Origin of the sequence: Delftia tsuruhatensis (assembly GCF_903815225.1) — a bacterium.
In the GTDB taxonomy this organism is placed as follows: domain Bacteria; phylum Pseudomonadota; class Gammaproteobacteria; order Burkholderiales; family Burkholderiaceae_C; genus Comamonas; species Comamonas tsuruhatensis_A.
On the sequence record NZ_LR813084.1, the window covers coordinates 3,877,852 to 3,894,876 of the forward strand.

Annotated in this window: 13 protein-coding genes; all 13 read right to left on the minus strand. The window is 64.3% G+C overall.

The genetic code is table 11. The features are described 5' to 3' along the window. Positions 1-3 precede the first annotated feature (3 nt). The 13 genes from L1Z78_RS17555 to L1Z78_RS17615 all read right to left on the minus strand — a co-directional run bounded on the left by L1Z78_RS17555 (position 4) and on the right by L1Z78_RS17615 (position 16,931). The gene (locus L1Z78_RS17555) at positions 4-714 is read right to left on the minus strand and encodes an ABC transporter ATP-binding protein (RefSeq protein ID WP_234637670.1); all 711 of its coding nucleotides are present in this window, start codon (positions 712-714) and stop codon (positions 4-6) included. Further along, positions 707-1,483 carry an ABC transporter ATP-binding protein gene (locus tag L1Z78_RS17560; RefSeq protein WP_234637671.1) on the minus strand — a complete coding sequence of 259 codons (777 nt, stop codon included), beginning with the start codon at positions 1,481-1,483 and terminating at the stop codon, positions 707-709. Before L1Z78_RS17560 ends, L1Z78_RS17555 begins: the two co-directional genes overlap by 8 nt. Before the next feature lie 110 nt (positions 1,484-1,593). Beyond that, positions 1,594-2,001: a cupin domain-containing protein gene (locus L1Z78_RS17565; RefSeq protein ID WP_234637672.1), complete on the minus strand. Its 408-nt coding sequence runs from the start codon at positions 1,999-2,001 to the stop codon at positions 1,594-1,596. Between the two features lie 71 nt (positions 2,002-2,072). Further along, positions 2,073-2,627: a flavin reductase family protein gene (locus L1Z78_RS17570; protein ID WP_234637673.1), complete on the minus strand. Its 555-nt coding sequence runs from the start codon at positions 2,625-2,627 to the stop codon at positions 2,073-2,075. Between the two features lie 18 nt (positions 2,628-2,645). Beyond that, positions 2,646-4,106 carry a 4-hydroxyphenylacetate 3-hydroxylase family protein gene (locus L1Z78_RS17575; RefSeq protein ID WP_234637674.1) on the minus strand — a complete coding sequence of 487 codons (1,461 nt, stop codon included), beginning with the start codon at positions 4,104-4,106 and terminating at the stop codon, positions 2,646-2,648. A 38-nt stretch (positions 4,107-4,144) separates the two neighbouring features. Next, complete coding sequence (locus L1Z78_RS17580) at positions 4,145-5,311, minus strand: ABC transporter substrate-binding protein (protein WP_418921633.1); 1,167 nt, start codon at positions 5,309-5,311, stop codon at positions 4,145-4,147. 739 nt (positions 5,312-6,050) lie between these two features. Beyond that, the gene (locus L1Z78_RS17585; RefSeq protein ID WP_267966983.1) at positions 6,051-6,464 is read right to left on the minus strand and encodes a type IV pilin protein; all 414 of its coding nucleotides are present in this window, start codon (positions 6,462-6,464) and stop codon (positions 6,051-6,053) included. Between the two features lie 80 nt (positions 6,465-6,544). Further along, positions 6,545-10,996, minus strand: coding sequence for a pilus assembly protein (locus L1Z78_RS17590; RefSeq protein WP_234637676.1), 4,452 nt, complete (start codon positions 10,994-10,996; stop codon positions 6,545-6,547). Between the two features lie 60 nt (positions 10,997-11,056). Then, on the minus strand, positions 11,057-11,602 hold the full coding sequence (locus tag L1Z78_RS17595; protein WP_234637677.1) for a pilus assembly PilX family protein: 546 nt from the start codon (positions 11,600-11,602) through the stop codon (positions 11,057-11,059). 41 nt (positions 11,603-11,643) lie between these two features. Then, positions 11,644-12,456 carry a prepilin-type N-terminal cleavage/methylation domain-containing protein gene (locus tag L1Z78_RS17600; RefSeq protein WP_234637678.1) on the minus strand — a complete coding sequence of 271 codons (813 nt, stop codon included), beginning with the start codon at positions 12,454-12,456 and terminating at the stop codon, positions 11,644-11,646. A 31-nt stretch (positions 12,457-12,487) separates the two neighbouring features. Further along, the gene (gene pilV, locus L1Z78_RS17605) at positions 12,488-13,036 is read right to left on the minus strand and encodes a type IV pilus modification protein PilV (RefSeq protein ID WP_234637679.1); all 549 of its coding nucleotides are present in this window, start codon (positions 13,034-13,036) and stop codon (positions 12,488-12,490) included. Continuing rightward, positions 13,036-13,584 carry a GspH/FimT family pseudopilin gene (locus L1Z78_RS17610; protein WP_234637680.1) on the minus strand — a complete coding sequence of 183 codons (549 nt, stop codon included), beginning with the start codon at positions 13,582-13,584 and terminating at the stop codon, positions 13,036-13,038. Before L1Z78_RS17610 ends, pilV begins: the two co-directional genes overlap by 1 nt. A 290-nt stretch (positions 13,585-13,874) precedes the next feature. Next, positions 13,875-16,931, minus strand: coding sequence for a diguanylate cyclase (locus L1Z78_RS17615; RefSeq protein WP_234637681.1), 3,057 nt, complete (start codon positions 16,929-16,931; stop codon positions 13,875-13,877). Between the last annotated feature and the right edge of the window lie 94 nt (positions 16,932-17,025).

The window sequence follows — 17,025 nt, forward strand, 5'->3', positions numbered from 1 at the left end:
GGCCTAGACTCCCATCCGTTCGTTGAGCGTTGCCGCCTTCTCAGGCAGCTCGCTGGCGCGGAAATGCTCCACGATCCGGCCATGCTCCATCACGTAGAAGCGGTCGGCCAGGGTCTGCACAAACTCGAAGTTCTGCTCCACCAGCAAGATCGTGTAGCCGCGCCGCTTGAGCGCCTGCAAGGCGACGCCGATCTGCTCGACGATGGCCGGCGCGAGTCCTTCCGAGATTTCGTCGAGCAGCAGCAATCTGGCACCGGTGCGCAGGATGCGTGCGAGCGCCAGCATCTGCTGCTCCCCGCCCGACAGCCGCGTGCCCTGGGTCGCGCCCCGGTGGGCGAGGTTGGGAAACAGATCGTGGATCTCCTGCACCGACATCGGCCTGCCGCCGGGCAGCGGCGGCGGCAGCATCAGGTTCTCGGTGACGCTCAGTCCCGAGAAGATGCCGCGCTCCTCGGGGCAGTAGCCCACGCCGCAGCGTGCTATCGAGAACGTGGGCAGCGCGATGGTCTCCTTGCCGTGGATGCGGACCGAGCCCTTGCGCGTCCCTGTCAGGCCCATGATGGCGCGCAGCGTCGTCGAACGCCCCGCGCCGTTCCTGCCCACCAGCGTCACGAGCTCTGCCTCGCCCACCTGCAGGTCCACCCCGTGCAGCACGTGGGATTCGCCGTACCAGGCGTTCAGCGCCCGGATGTCCAGTACCGCCGCTTCAGCCATGGGCGACCTCCCCGCCCTGCTTGCGTCGGCCCATGTAGGCATCGCGCACGCGCTCGTCGCATGAGACCTGCGCATAGCTGCCTTCGGCCAGGATCCGGCCGCGCTGCATCACGGTGATCCGGTCGCAGAGGCCGGCCACCACGTTCATGTTGTGCTCCACCATCAGCACGGTGCGGCCCGCGGCGACCTTTCGGATGAGCTCGGTGACGCGGCCGACGTCCTCGTGGCCCATGCCCTGGGTGGGTTCGTCCAGCAGCATGAGCTGGGGCTGCACCGCCAGTGTCGTCGCCAGCTCCAGGGCCCTTTTGCGGCCATAGGGAAGATCACCCGCGCGCAGGCCCGATTGAGCGGCCAGCCCCACCTGCTCCAGCGCACCCATGGCCCGCTCGTCGAGCTGGTCCAGCACCTTCTTGCTGCGCCAGAAGTGATACGTCAGCCCCAGCGCTCGCTGCAACCCCAGCCGCACGTTCTCCAGCGCAGTGAGATGGGCGAACACCGAAGAAATCTGGAACGAGCGCACCAGGCCCCGGTCCACGAGGACCTGCGGCCTCGTGTGCGTGATGTCCTGCCCGTCCAGGTGGATCGATCCACCGGACGCGGCGAGAAAGCGCGTCAGCAGGTTGAAGCAGGTCGTCTTGCCGGCGCCGTTGGCACCGATCAATGCGTGGATGTGGCCGCGCCGGATTCGCAGATTCACGCCATCGACCGCGACGAAGCCGTTGAACTCCTTGCGCAGGTCTCTTGTCTCTAGAATGATTTCGGATTGCATGTTCAGCGGCCCGAGGCAGTGGAAGAAGACGTCCAGGGCCTCCCCGAGAAGACGCAGGCCGCACGGCCATGCGCCCCCTGCACGGAAGCCCGCCAGGTCGGAAAGCCGTGTCAGCGCACGGGATGGACGCCCTGCGGCCTGTCAACGTAGTAGTGCAGCTCCACCAGGACACAGCCGTTGTTCGACTTGAACGGTCCATGGAAGGCTCCGGGCGGACGGCAGGCATAGGTGTGCGGCCTGAAGGCTTCGCCGCCCTGTCCGTTCTCGTCATTGCCCACGGTCAGGTCACCCTCCACCAGGTACACCTCCTCGAAGTAGTCATGGACGAAGGGCTTGGTGGTGTAGACACCGGGCCTGAAGCGCAGCAGCCGCGTGCGAAAGCCCTCCTTCCTGTGCTCGTCGAGGTGGCCCGAGAGAATCTTCTGCTCGATGCCCTGGGGGTAGCCCGGCGGCACGTTCCAGCCCTCGGTGTCCATGTCCACGGGATGGAACTCCTGGTGGGTCTTGCTGACTTTCATGGTGGTGACTCCTGGTTGATTGCAATGGGTGAATGCAGAGATATCTGCCTGCGGGAAAGGCACGCTCCCGCTCAGCCGAACCCGGCCATGACCATGTCGGACAGCGAGCTGTCCGCCGGCGGTGCGCCGAAATCGACGCCCCAGTACGTGCCGTATTGGCCCCGGTAGAACGCCAGCGGCACGGCATGCGAGGCAGCGGTGTGCACGGCGGTGACCCGACCGACGAGGATCAGGTGGTCCCCGCCGGGCAAGTGCTCGTGCAGCGCGCATTCGAGGCTCGCCGCGGCTGCGCTGACCAGCGGGCAACCGTTGGCCCCCGTGGTGTGCGCCACAAGATCCCACGGGCTGCTCTGCGATGGGCGGGCGAACGCGTTGGAGACCGCCTGCTGATCCGCCGTCAGGATGTTCATGGTGAAGTGGCGCGCCTGCGCCCAGGTCTGGTAGGCGTTGGAGCGGTTGAGCAGGCAAAACAGCACCAGTGGCGGGTCGAGCGAGACAGAGGTGAAGGAATTCACCGTCACGCCCACCTTGTGCCCCTGGGCCGTGGTGGTGGTCACCACCACCACGCCGGTGGTGTAGTGGCCAAAGGCGTTTCGCAGTGCGCGGGGATCCAGGGCGTTGGCCACATCGTGCTCCTGCCGATGTCAGGCCGCCGCCTGGCCGAGGTCGTAGCCGGACAGGAAGCCGTCCACCTGGCCCAGCGCGCGATCCCAGTCGTACGAGCGGTAGGCGTAGCCACGCGTCACGATGTTGGCGCCGCCGTAGAACATCTCGTACTGAAGATGGCGCGAGCCGAACTCGGAGCCCACGGCATCCCACGCCAGCTTGAACAGCTTGACGCGGCCGACATGGTCGGTCACGGGGGACTTCTGGGTCTTTTCGATGTAGGGCGCGATCTCGGGGCTGAGCAGGTCGCGGAAGGAGGACGGCAGCATGATCATGCCGCCGCCGGCCAGTTCGCGGATCTGGGTCATCAGCCTGGGGTAGAGCTGCTGCGTGATCACCATCGCGGAATACAGCATCTGGCGGTTGGGCACGTAGTACCTGCCGTGGTGCGTGCCGGCGACCTCCATGCCATGGAGCAGGCCTTCGACCATGGCCACTTCCGCGGCGATCTGGCCCAGGGCCTCCTGCACCTGCGGGAACTTGATCACGCCGTTGACCTCGGCGATCTTGCGGGCCAGGCCCAGCAGGAAGCGCGACTTCACCGTGAAGCGGATCTGGCACTGGTAGTTCTGGTACAGGTGCGTCGGAGCGACATGCCATTGCGCCTGGGCCATCTGCACGTTGTTGTGCACGAACACCCGCTCCCACGGCACCTTCACTTCGTCAAAGTAGATGATGGCGTCGTTCTCGTCGAAGCGGCTTGCCAGCGGGCTGTCGAAGGTCGAGGTCGAGGCTGCCTCGAAAGATTTGCGCGAGAAGCATTTCACGCCCTTGGCATTGAGCGGGATGCAGGCGGAAAAGCTCATGCTTTCCTCGCCCGGCTTCAGCGGCTGCATGGCGCCGACGAACACTTCGTTGGACATGGGCGATGCCGTGCCCAGCATCTTCGCGCCCTTGATCGTGATGCCCTGCGCATCCTCGTCCACCACGCTGGCGATCAGGCCGTCGGCCTGCTGGCCGGCGTCCTTGCCGCGATCGGCCTGCGGATTGACGATCACGTAGGTGAGATACAGGTCGTTGTCGCGGGCATATTCGTAGTAGCCCTGCAGGGCCTTGGCGCGCCGAGGGTCGTAGCGCTCGAACACGTCCAGTCCCATCACCATGCCGCCGATGCAGGAGGCCACATGGTCCGGCGAACGGCCCAGGAAACCGCAGGTCTGCTCGGCCCAGGCCTCCAGCGCCTTGCGGCGCTCCACCAGCTCGGCGTGCGACGTGGGCAGTTGCCACATGCGGCTGACCTGGTCGCCGCTGGTCGGGGACCTGAAGGTCATGCGCTCGATGTTGCCGGGGCGGGCCTGGTAGTCATACAGCCCTGCGGCCGAGCGGATCGCCTGGCGGAATGCGGGGTGCTCGACATGGTCTTGCACACGCTGGCCGTCGATATGGACCTCGCGGCCGTCACGCAGGCTGTCGAGGTGCATCTGTCCGTTCTTCACCATGATGATTTCCTTTTTTCTTGAATGGCCTGGGTTGTTCTTCAGAGCTTGCAACCGCTCTTTTCCTGCGCAATGAATGCGGATGCGCCGGGAATGACGGCCTTGATGCGGTAGTAGTCCCAGGGCTCCCTGGCCTGCGAAGGCTTCTTCACCTCCACGAGCAACATGTCGTGGACCATGCGGCCGTTGGCCTGGATGCGGCCGTTGGTCGCGAAGAAATCGTTGATGGGCGTTTCGCGCATCCTGGCCAGCACGGTCTGCGGGTCCTTGGTGCCGCTGGCCTGCACCGCCTTGAGGTAGTGCATCGTCGAGGAGTACACGCCTGCCTGCACCATGGTGGGCATGCGCCGGGTCTTTTCGTGGAAACGGCGCGACCAGGCACGCGTGGCCTCGTTCTGGTCCCAGTAGAAGCCGGTCGTCAGGACCATGCCCTGGGCCTGGGCAAGTCCCAGGCTGTGGATGTCGGAGATGAACACGTGCAGGCCGGCCAGCGTCTGCCGGCCCGACTTGCGCAGCCCGAACTCACCCGCCTGCTTCACGGCGTTGACGAAATCGCCGCCTGCATCGGCCAATGCCACCACCTTGGCCCTGGAGCCCTGGGCCTGCAGCAGATAGGAAGCCAGGTCCGATGCATTCACGGGATGGCGCGCCGTACCCACCACCTTGCCGTTGCCGGCCTTGACGGCACCGACGGCATCCCCCTCCAGCGAGTGGCCGAGGGCATAGTCCACGGTCAGGAAGAACCAGCTGTCCAGCCCCTGCGCCAGCAGGGCGTTGACGGTATTGGTCGACAGCGCGTAGGTGTCATAGGCGTAGTGCACCGTGTTCGGGGAACAGGCTTCGCCCGTCAGCTTGGAGGAACCGCCGCCATTGACGATGACCACCTTGTTCTTCTGGCGGCCCACGTCGGACACCGCCAGCGCCACGGATGAGGGCAGCAGGTCCGTGATCATGTCCACGCCCTGCACGTCAAACCATTCGCGGGCCTTGTTCGCCGCCACGTCGGTCTTGTTCTGGTGATCGGCGGAAACCACCTCGATCGGCTTGCCCAGCACCTGGCCGCCGAAATCCTCCACGGCCATGCGCAACGCCGTCACCGAACCCTGGCCTCCGATGTCGGCGAACAGGGAGCTCATGTCCGTCAGCACGCCGATCTTCAGCGGCGCTTCACCGGCCGGCTGGCCGGATGCAGTGACCATGCAAGCCATCCACGCCGCTGCTGCGGCAAGGCTGCGGATACCTCGTCCCGAGACTCTCATCTGATGTCCTTTCCCCTGCTGAGATGGGCACCGCCCACGTTGCGTGGCCCTGGGTCAGGATGATCAAATTAGCTAAGTTACTTAGATATCGGAGAAAACCCCGAGCGCACGAAAAGCGCGTGGAATGGCTGCGGAACAGCCCTGTCCAGCCCTTGCCGGAAAGCCAGAAAACCATTCAATGACAATGACTTGCAATAAATCAGAGCGCAATGGCCATGCACTCATAGAATTTTCTTTTCGGCCCCGCCAAGAATTTCTTGTTGGACAGATTCCCGCCACGGCTCCTATCCGGGTCCGCGGGAGATACGCCAAGAAGAGGACGCTGGCTCCAGTGCGCCGGAGCCGGCGTTTTTTGTCGCCGGGCCGCCCCAAGACAAAAAGCGCTCCCCTCAGGGGGCAGTGGACCTTGCGCAGCAAAGGGAGCGTGGGGGCTTTTTTGTGCCCCATCCGTCACGCATATCCGTTCGAACGGACCGGCGGACAAAGACCATCCATCCGACCCGCACCGTGGTCGGATCCAGATCACAAGCGGCGACCGCAGGCGAAGTGACCTTCGTGGCGTATCGCCACTGGAAAGCCCAAGCCCTGGCCGCCGGCACCACCCAGGCCGCGCCGTCCGGCCATGGAAACAGCCCGCGCACGAGCGTGGCCGCGGGGGCCTGGATGCCCGCCAGGCCCTGAACCAGGCTCAGCGCCAGCAGTCACCCACCGAGCCACCGGAAGACATGCCCTTGACACCCAGTGCGTTCAAGGTGTAGTCGCCGCAGCGCCTGTCCGAGGTCTGGCTTGCCGTGCGCGTGGCCGTCAGCGTATAGCCGCCGTCGTTGGCGACGGACGCCACGGTCAGGGTGTAGTAGCCGTTCTCCGACTTGTCTCCCCAGGCAAGCCTGAGGTTGGCGACCGTGGAGGTATAGCTGCCGTTCTGCGCTCGCCAGCGCTCCTGCCTTGCGGCGGCTTCACCGAGCAGACTCTGGGCCTCCACGCGCCGCGAGCGCAGCATGTACTCCTGATAGGAGGGATAGGCGATCGCGGAAAGAATGGCGACGACCGCCACCGTGATCATCAACTCGATCAGCGTGAATCCCTGTAACCTGTTTCGCACTCGTTGCTCCTTCAAGGGACGCAGCCCGGCCCGAAAGGCGCGGCGCTGCATGGCCTCATCTGTCGTCGCCGGTGCGACACTCACGGGTTGGGAGGCTGGCGGCGCCAGTTCTGCCGGCCACGGTCCACTCCGCTGTTGATGTCATCGCCGCCACCCGCCCCTCCCGCGCCACTTGGCTTGCCGCTGGAGTCGAATATCTTCGCTCCGCTGATGGCGGGCTTGCCCGGCCCCACTTCGTATCCGTTGACCTGCTGGCCCGCCAGGTTGTCAGACGCATTGAATATGCCGTCCTTGTTCACATCGAAGGCGACGTAGTCCGTCTTGCCACCAGTGTTGGGGTCAATGGCGTAGATCGTGCTTGCCAACCCCGCAGAACAAGGGTCCGCCATGGGCCGTATGGAAGTGAAGACCAGGCCTCGTCCATACAGGCTCATGTCATAGACCAGCCTCTCGCCATCGCGCGGCAGATCGACATACCAGCCCCAGGTCCGGACATTGGAGTCAGCAGTGCTGCTGCCATCCCTGTACCAGGTGACGGGATTGGCCGACAGTGCGAACTTTCCAGGAAAGCCGCTCACCTGCGTGAATTGCTGGGCCTGCAGATCGCCACGCCCCTTGCCGGCCGTGGGCAACGACCGGGGCGCATCGATGGCCGGCGTGCTGTAGCGGTCCCAGACACCGAATACCGTCTGCCTGCGGGCATCCTGCTTGTCGTCGTCTGTCATGAACCGGCCCGTGCCGAAGGCCACCACGTCCCCCTTGCCACTGGGATGCCGCACCACGTAGGGAGCGGCGGTGATGGGCAGCCGGTTTCCAGCGCCATTGCCACGCCCGGCATCGCGGGCGACGAAGAACAGTTGCGCATCCCAGGAGCCGCTGGCCCCGCTGGCCAGGTCCACACGCCACATATTGCCGGCCAGGTCTCCGGCATAGGCCATGTCCACCTTGCCGTCGCCATTGTTGTCCACCACGGCAGCGCGCGACAGACCGTTCTTGGGCGCAGGCAAGGCATTCAGCTCCGCAGTCGTCATGCCTGATGCAAGATCGAAGCGCCTGATGACCGCACCGCTGGAGATGTCCAGCACGAACAGGCTGGACTCGCCGGATGCGCTGTTCAGCCCCTGATAACCGTTGGAGAGAAAAACGACCCATCTGCCCTTGGTCTGCCCGGAATCATTGAGCCGCGCAACCACAGGCGTCGGCAACGAATAGCCCATGCGTTCGTCCTGTTCAAGGCCGAACTCCCATAACAGGCGAGGCGCGGTCGGATCGGTGACATCCAGGGCGAAAATCTGCCGCCCGCCGGCACCCAGGCTGCCGATCAGCACCCTGTGCCATGCGTTGCCGAAATAGACATCCGACAGTACAGGTGTTCCGTCGACAAAATAGCGATGCGAAGCGCCGTCGACACCGTACTTGGGCGATGTCAGGACATGGAGGGCATCTTTCACGCCCGACGGAATGAAGGCGAACTCCTCCCTGCCCGTGGCCGCATCGAAGGCGTGCAGCATGCCATCGTTGGCTCCGACATACAGCATTTCCCTGGAGGCCTGGCCCGCCGCAAAGGCCGCATAGCCCGAGGAGCCCTCCAGCTTGTCTGCCGCGGAGGCCCGGTAAAGACCGGCCTTGACGCGCACCAACGAGGAATTGACGATGTCACCCAGCACATTGGGCTTGCCGTTGGCCAACAGCTTTCGTACACGCAGTTCATCCCGTGCTTGCCCGCGCAGGAACTCAATGCGCTTTCTGGCCTGTCCGTCGGTTGTGTTCGTGACCGGATCGGTATTGAGCACCTCCAGCCAGGACGCATCCAACGGCTGCCCACTAAGGCTGGAGAACGTGAAGGGGCTGAGTGTCACAGCACCGCCGGTCCTGCTGGGGTAGTAGATCCTGCGATCGTCGGCGGAGCGTTCCGACAGACGCTCCGCCGCGCTCCATGCAAGGGTTCTGGAACCGGTGGTGAGCTTCTCGCGGATCACGTCACCGCTCCAGGACTCGGCCTCGAACGAGGTCCGGTACACGTCGGCGCCCTCGCTCATGGACGCTGTGGGCATGTCCACGCTGACCGCCGTCACGGAGCTGATGTTCTGCAAGATGTCGTTGAATGCCTTGGTCAACTGCTCCTTTAGCGTTCCGGCATTGGTCACCAGGAAATAGTTGTCCGGATCGCCCTTGATCTTGGAGGGGTCCCGGTCGGGAACGCCGTACTTGGCGGCATACCACAGAGGCCCTTTGAGGAAGCTGCCTGCATCGCCCACATTGGCAGGCGTGAAGCTGCGTGTAGCCGTGAGCCCCAGGTTCGCACACGCAGGGTCCGAGATGCGTTCCCGGCAGTAGCCAGGGTCGCGATTGGGCGGGGTGTTGTAGGCGTAGTAGGCCGAAGCGGTGTCTTTGTCACGTACTTCCAGGTACATGCCGTCCTTGGTGGTACCCGAGATCACATAGCCCATGTGCTGGCCTAGGCCGCCAGCCGCGTACTCGGACACCATGTCGATCTTCACCTTGCCATCTGCCTGCAGTGCGACGGTATAGCGGGCGATGGCATCCATATCATGGTCGGCTCCCTGTTCCACGTCCTCGTAGTTGATGCGAAACTCCGCATAGGGCCGTCCACCGTTGATGGAGGGATCGGCATCCGCCTTGCCCGTATTGGCGATGCTGGCCACGTAGTAGTCGACGATCTGGTTGGTAGGCGTGAAAACTGCATTGTTCACGGAGCTGCCACCCGCGCTGCCGGAGACCGTCTTTGCGAACGGTGCGATGGTCACAAAGCGGTTCGCCCCCACCGGAAAGCGTATTTCCGGCAATGGCGAGGCAATGGCGACTGAGTAGGTTCTCAGCGCGCTCCTGCCCTCGCTGTTGCCGAATATGGCGTTGCTGGCTCCAAAGCGTGCCACGCCGGCCGCATAGTAGGTACCCTCCTTGCTGGGTTCCTCGGGAGACAGACCGCGCGCCCAGGACAGATCGCCAATGGTCTTGACCGATGGCGCCTGATCGGCATTGTTCGATGCCGACTGGCCGATGAAGAAGTTCCGACCGTGCATGCCTTCGGCTGCCCCGATGGCCGAGACTTCGTTGGAGACATTGAAACCATTGAGGGCACTGGCGTTGGCGCTGACACTGGCATAACGGCTGCCGGGCAGCTTGCCGTCGTAGGAGGGATTGATGTCGCTGAGCACCGTCATCACGGGGCGGGCGCAGTGCTGGTAGCCCCCACCGCCCTCGGCCTTGCTCTTGTAGGGTGGCTCCCAGACCGGTCTGGACAGGCCCAGCGTGGCATCCTTGGACGACCCGCTTGCGTAGTCATAGATGCCGAGCGCCTGGGCAGCGCCGCTGAAGTAGCGCATGGTCTCGAACATCATTTCGCCGATCGGGTTGCCCCACATGGCGCAGTCCGATGGCCTGGAAAGCGAACTGATGGAGCCAGACGTGATCCAGCCACAAGCTCCATAGTTGGTGCCGTTGTAGCCGATCAGACGCTGTCGGTCGATGTTGGCGACCACGCCATTGACACCTGACTTGAACTGGCCCGTCTGAGGATCCACCTCCTCCGCGAAATTACTGATGTTGCGGCGCAGAACGCCGCCGGAAATGTTCTTCTCATACGATCCCGTGAGCAGACCGAAGTACATCTTCGCGTTTTCACCAAAGTCGTGCAGCAGGCCCGTAGGCTTGTAGACCGTCTTGCCTCCATTGGGATAGGCTTTGCAAGTGGCCTCACGCAACTGAGCATTGGTGCTGGAGCAGGCTTGCACACGCAGGTTGTAGTCCGTGATCCTGCTGCTGCCCCGGATGCAGGAATTGGCGGTCTTGCCGTTGCAGTTGTTCTGGCCGGCATTGCCCTCCTGGGACACCCAATCCCAGATCTGGAAGGAGGAGTCATTGAGCACCCGCAGTTGCGGGATGACGTTGGCAGCCTCGCTCAATGTCGTCACCGCGAACAAATGGCGCGTACCGGAGGCGGGCCGGCCCAGCGGCGCATAGTCCGAGATGCTGTACACCTTGCCATCGCGCACGGGGTCATAGGCCTTGCCCCAGGTATGTGCGTCCCTGGGCACATAGGCGGCCTGCAGCACGGTGCGCGAAGCCGTGTCCTCCACACGCATGCCGCCGTACAGCACACGACGGATGGCGTCCATGCGCGAGGTGCCCAGGTAGTTCAGGAAGTCGCCGCTCCAGCTGTTGGAGCATTTTTTCTTCCTGTTGCCCGTGGCAGGCTGTGACGGCGTGAAGACGCCGCCCGAATAGTCATAGCAGACGTTGCTGTTGAAGTAGCCGTAGTAGTCGATCTGGTCGGGCTTGTACCCCACCTCGATCACGCCGTCGCCATCGAGGTCGGAGGCGTCGTTGTACGCCTCGTAGTACAGCTTGTGATCACGCCCCATCACCAGCATGTTCAGGGGGGCCAGGGCCTGGTTCACGAACAGCGGCGTCTGCGAAAGCACGGTATCCGCACTGCCCAGCGCCAAGGCCGGTGCACTGCCCGCCGCGAGCAGGCAGGCCCAAAGCGCCAGCCTCCCTTCCGCATGCATGCCCGGCATTGTGCCGTTTCCCTGCTTCGCGTTGTCAACGCAAGTCATGATGCTCTCCCTCTATTTGATGAACATGTTGACGCTGGATCTCAGACACAGTGCGTCAGCGCCGCAGGCCTGCGCCTGAGCCTTCTCCGTGGCCTGGGCGTTGATCTCATAGAAGTCCGTGCACCCCGTGGCAGGAACATCCAGTGCGGATGTCGCACTGCCCGACTTGGGGCAGGCCGTCGTGATGTAGCGCGGATACCAGTACCCGTCTGGCTGCCGAAAACCTGCGGCCTTGGCCTTGGTCGTCATGAAGTCCGTGTTCAGCCCTATCGGATCCGCCCGTGCATCGGACACGAAGCAGGGGATGCCGCTGCCCTGGGCCACCGGCGTATCGGCGCCATTGCAGGGCTTGAGTGCCACGGCATGCGCCAGCAGCAGGCGCTCGCCTTCGCGCAAACTGCCGTCCGCGGTTTCGTACAGTCGCTGGTTCTCCACCATGTTGGCCGCGATCCGCGCCTCCATCGTGACCACCCGCATTCCGACCACCGCCAGCAAAAGCACCAGCAGCAGCATGATCATGGACACCAGCAACGCATTTCCGCGCTGACGCAAGGGCATGGCAGACACCGCGCAGTGGTGCTTTGGTGGCATGGGTAGGGTCATGGCATCAGGTTCCTCAGGCTGAGAGTGCCCGTGGCCAGTTGCAGCAGCTGGCCGGCATTGGCATCGCACCGGGCGGTGTCACCGCCCAGCGCGGCCCAGCGATCGCAGACGGTGGACGACATGCCCTGCGTGACCTTGCCCGAGCTTTCCAGCAAGATCGCATAGCGCAGGGAACGGACCGACTCCTTCGCCTCCGGCAGCGTGGCCAGGAAGGCATCCACCCGCCGTATCGCGCCAGGGCTTGTCTGCTGATCGACCCCGAACTCGAAATGCACCGCGCGCACGCCATCCACCAGCGGCACCGCCTGCTGCACCGCCTTGCAGACCAGCGTGCTGTTTTCGATGGTGTATTTCTCAACGAACATTCCTGCGCCCACCGCCGGAGCAGGGGCAGGTGACGGCGCGTCATAGGGGCCGGCGCCCCCCAGGTTGGCAGGCGTGCCGGCGCAGTCGGTTTCCGCCGTATCACGGGGCTGAAAGCGCATGCAGATCGTTTGCAGGTCGACCGCATAAAACGCCTGGCCCTGGCCAAACTGGCAGCCATTGGGGTACGGCACGGGATCTGCTGGGAATGCATCCAGGAGAGACTGCGCGGGATCTCTTCTGTAGCCCGCCTTGGAGAATTCGGCGTCCAGCGCTGCCAGGGCCTGCCGGCTGTTGCCCAGGTTCTCGCTCTGCCCCACGCGAAAGACCAGGCTGGACAGCCCTTGCATATAGATCGTGGTGGCGATGAGCACGATGAACAGACCAATGGCCAGAGCCACCATGAGCTCCACCAGAGTCAGGCCTGCCTGCGGCGCCATGGGCATGGGACATGACCTCTGCTTGCCCGGCGGCGGCTCAAAGCCGGGATCGCAGCGTGAATGCACAAAATTCATTGTCGGTTCCATCCAGGCATTGCCCCTTCTTCACGGGCCAGGCGACCGTCACCGTCACTACGCCACTGGCATCCGCATTCACGGTGAAGGAGTCGGTGATCCGGTCCGCGGTCAACTCAGGCACCAGTTGCCTGGCACGCTCGCCCCAGCAGGCCAGGCGCTGAGAGGGCTCCACGGGCAGGGGCAGGCATGTGGCAGGTGCGGCAGGCAAGGCACTACCCGCCACCTTCTCGTAACCCGCCAACTGGTCGACCGGCAAGCCCTTGGCGTTCAAGACCTTGGCCGTATCCCCACGCATGGTCTCCAGCAGTTCGGTGGCGAGCATGGACGCCATCTGACGTCGCTCGGTATCCACGGTGAATTCAATGGAACGCATATGGACGCGCACTGCACCCAAAAGCCCCACGGCCACAAGCAAGACGGCCACCAGCACCTCGACAAGGCCCACACCGCTTTGCCTGCCGGACCATGAGTGGACCTGCATCGGCGTCCCTTTTGACGGAGTAAGCATCAGCAGCTCCCGCCAGCAGGCAGTTTTTGCTGACGCACCACGCCCGAGCGCGTCACGCTCAGACAATGCATGCGCGTGGCATCGGGCGCGGTAACCGCCAGCGTGTATGGCGTGCTGGCCCCGGAGACCAGCTTGGCAGAGCCTGTCGTCTCGAACTTGACGCCCTGGGTTGAGTCGCCGGTCGGCAATACCGTCACCGCCGCAGGTACCTGCGCCTCACGCAGCAATTGCAGACCCGCCCGCGCGGTCCAGGCCCGCCCCATGCCTGTAAAGCTGCTTTCCACGCGCCGGTACACAGCTTCGGAGCGAGCGAACTGCAGCAACGACTGCAACTCCTGCGCGGCCGAATCGACGCGCTGATTGGCGATCTGCGCCGTGAACGAAGGAGCAGCCAGAGCGGCCAAAATGGCAGCCAAGGCCAGCACGACCATCATCTCTATCAGGGTGAAGCCGAGTGCCTGCCGGACCCTGACAAGCTCCCCCGATGCCAAGCGAAATCGCCCGCTGCAAACGAGGTATCCATCATGCGAAAAACCAGCTGTGACCATGCCAAGCCTGCATCTTGTTGGGGAAAACTCAAGCGATGCGGACCATCACAGTCACATCAATAGTTATTTTGCATCGAAATCATGCACAAATAAACAATATCTATCATTCATTGACAATTGCATACCTGGCTTGCTCTTGGCCGGCAGGTCTTGTGCTACCAGGCACAGTTGCGGAGATCGATGCCATCGCCGACGGAGCCGGAGTCGAGCGGCAGGCCTTGCACCTGCCCATACCGCACCGCCACAAGCCTGCCTGCCGATGGCAAACACAGTCCCCGTGGCGCCCGGATTCACTGCGGCTGGCCGATGGCCAGCGAGGGGGTCCAGCAGGTCGTGCGGTTGCGGCCCGTGTGCTTGGAGTGGTACATGGCTGCGTCAGCGCGCTCCAGGCAGCGCGTGACGGAGCCGTCGCCCATCGCCAGGGCGCAGATGCCCAGGCTCACCGTGAAGCGGATGGGCGGGTGCCCCGGCACCGTGACCGACAGTTGCTGCACGGCCAGCCGCAGGGCCTCTGCACGCTGCACCGAGGTCTTCTCATCCGCACCCGCCAGCAGCACGGCGAACTCTTCGCCGCCCAGGCGCCCCAGCAAATCATCCTTGCGCAGTTGCCTGGATACCGTGGCGACCAGTTGCTTGAGCACCTCGTCGCCCACCGCATGCCCATGGGTGTCGTTGACGCGCTTGAAGTGGTCTATGTCCAGCATGATCAGTGAACAGGCACTTCCCATTCCCATCCGCAGGCGCTCCAGTTCCGCCTCCATGCGTTCCATGAAGGCACGGCGGTTGCGTGCCCCCGTCAGTGGGTCGGTGGAGGCCAGTGCCTCCAGTTGCGATTCGCGCTGCTTGTAGTCCGTGACGTCATGCAATACCCAGCACTGCCCCAGCAGGCGTGAGTCCTTGCGCAAGGGCAACTGCTCCGTCTCGATATGCCGGCCATCGGGCAACGCGTGGACGGTACGGTGGTATTGCCGTGCCGGGTACGGGCCCGGCCCGGCCTGTGCCTCAACCGCCTGCGCGACGGCCGCCGGCAGGTAGCGGGCGAGCGCCTGCACGGGTTCGCCCACCAGGGCCCGCGCAGCCATGGGAAGCCCCAGCACGGACACCAGCATCTGGTTGGTGGCCACTATGCGCTGGCCGGCCGCATCGGTCACCAGCAGGCCCGAGGGGAAGCGCTCGATGACGGCCTCCATGCGCTGCTGCACCTGGGCCAGCTCGGTCTCTGCCCTGTGGCGGGCGTCCACATCGAACAGCGTCCAGATCACGTTGCCGTCTGGGTCCTGCGGATCCAGAAGCACCCCCTGCATGTCGCACCAGCGCAGCGATCCGTCGTGTGTGCGCAAAGCCCATTCGGTACGCACGGCACCGTCCATCCTGAGCAGCTTGTACAGCTCCGCGAAGCTCTCGAAGCTGACATCGCTGGCATGCAGTTCGCTGAAAGACCGCAGCGGCTGCATCCTGCCAGCAGGTATGCCGAAGTAGGCGGCGGCCCGTTCGTTGGCGTAGACGATCTCCCTGCGTGGACTGGCCATCAGCACCAGTGCACTGCCCCGGTCCAGCAGGGCGCTGACCATTCGCGTCTGCTCCACCCGCTCGTGGATATCGGTATGCGTTCCCATCATGCGCAGGGGGTGACCGTCCCGATCGCGCTGGGTGACCTCCCCGCGCGACTCGACCCAGCGCCAGTGTCCGTCGGCCTGCCGCAAGCGCATCTCCACCCGGAACTCCGTGCCCTGCCGCAGGTGCTGCTCAAGACTGTCCTGCACGCGCTGCCGGTCCAGCGGGTGCAGGCGGGCGATGAAGTCCGCCAGGCTGAAGGTGCCCAGGGACTGCTGCGGCAGGCCCAGCATCTCGTGACAGCGGCCATCCCACAGGACGCAGTCCTTGGCACAGTCCCACTGCCACATGCCGTCGCGCACCGCACCGATGGTCAGACGCAGCCGCTCTTCACTTTGGCGCAATGCCTGTTGCAGCGCCTCATCCTGCGTCACGTCCAGAATATGGCCATGCCAGACCACCGTGCCGTCGCTTTCCCTTTGCGGGCGGGCATGGCCGTGCAACCAGTGCACCACCCCGTCGGTGCAGTTGACGCGATACCGGTGGGCCCAATGGCCCTGGGCGCCTATGGCCTGCGCGATGGAGGCCGTCAGTGCCGACAGGTCGTCGGCGTGCACACGCTGCGCCAGGCTTGCAAGGTCGGCGTTCTTTCCCGATGGGTCCAGGCAGTGCATGGCGTAGAAGCCCGGGTTGGCGAAAGGCAGGGCGTGGCGGCCCTTGCTGTCCACGCTGAACTGGAACAGGCCGCCAGGCACCTCCTGGGCCAGGTCCATGAAGCGCCGCTCGTTTTGCTTGCGCTGCTCCTCCTCGCGCCCGCGCTGGCGGGCCAGCCAGGCGGTCAACAGCCCCCCCAGAAAGATCACCGCCGTGCCCAGCGCATTGCGCCACACACTGTGCCGGACGGCCTCGTCCAGCGGTCCCTGGATGGACTGGCGATCCAGTCCCATGCTGACCACCAGCGGGAATCCGCTCACGCGGCTCCAGGCATACATGCGCCACAGGCCATCCGGGCCCGCCTGTGCCTCATAGGTGCCATGGGATCGCCGGCCGGTGAACAGCGCCAGCCGCTGTTCGGGCACCTTGCCCCCCAGGACCGTGTCCTGCGATTGCGAGCGGGCAAGATAGGTGCCGTCCTCGCGCAGCAGCATGATCACATCGCGCTGGTTCTCGACGATGGCACGCAACTGCTGCGAGATGTACCGTGGAGACAGCGACAGCACCAACACCCCGGAGAACTTGCCCTCATGGTGCAGGGCTCGGCTGAGCTGGATGCTCCATTGGCCGGAGACGCGGCCTTGCACGGGGCTGCCCACGAAAAGCCCCTTGGCCGCTCCCGTCAAATGCGCCTGGAAGTGTTCGCGGTCCAGGATGGAGATCGCCGGCCCGGCGACCTGCGCCATGTCCAGGCTGGAGTACACCACGCGCCCCTGCGCATCGGCCACCGACAGTTGCACGATCGTGCCTGATGGATAGGTGTCCTGCACGCTGGCCACGGCACGGTGGAAAGCATCCCTGTCCCCCGATTCGTAGTCGCCTGCGATGTCCCGCAGCGTGTAGTCCAGGCCGGTGAGCATCGCGCCGACCTGCTCCGACACGGCCCGCGACGTCTGGGCCACGCGCAACCAGGCCTGCTCCCGGGTATAGCGCTGGATGTACCTGTGGCTGTCCAGAAGGACCATCCAGTAGGCGCACGCAGCGATCACCATGAGGCACAGGCCCACGATGATCGCCAGCGATGTGCGGTTGGAAGAAGATACGCGGCTGGCGGAGGTACGGGGATCAGTAGCAGACAAGGGTGTACAGGCACAAAAAGGGAAGACATTGCCGAACAAGGTGGAGGCAGCCGGACAACGCGGCACGGCTCGGGCCCATCCTGTCGGAAAAGGG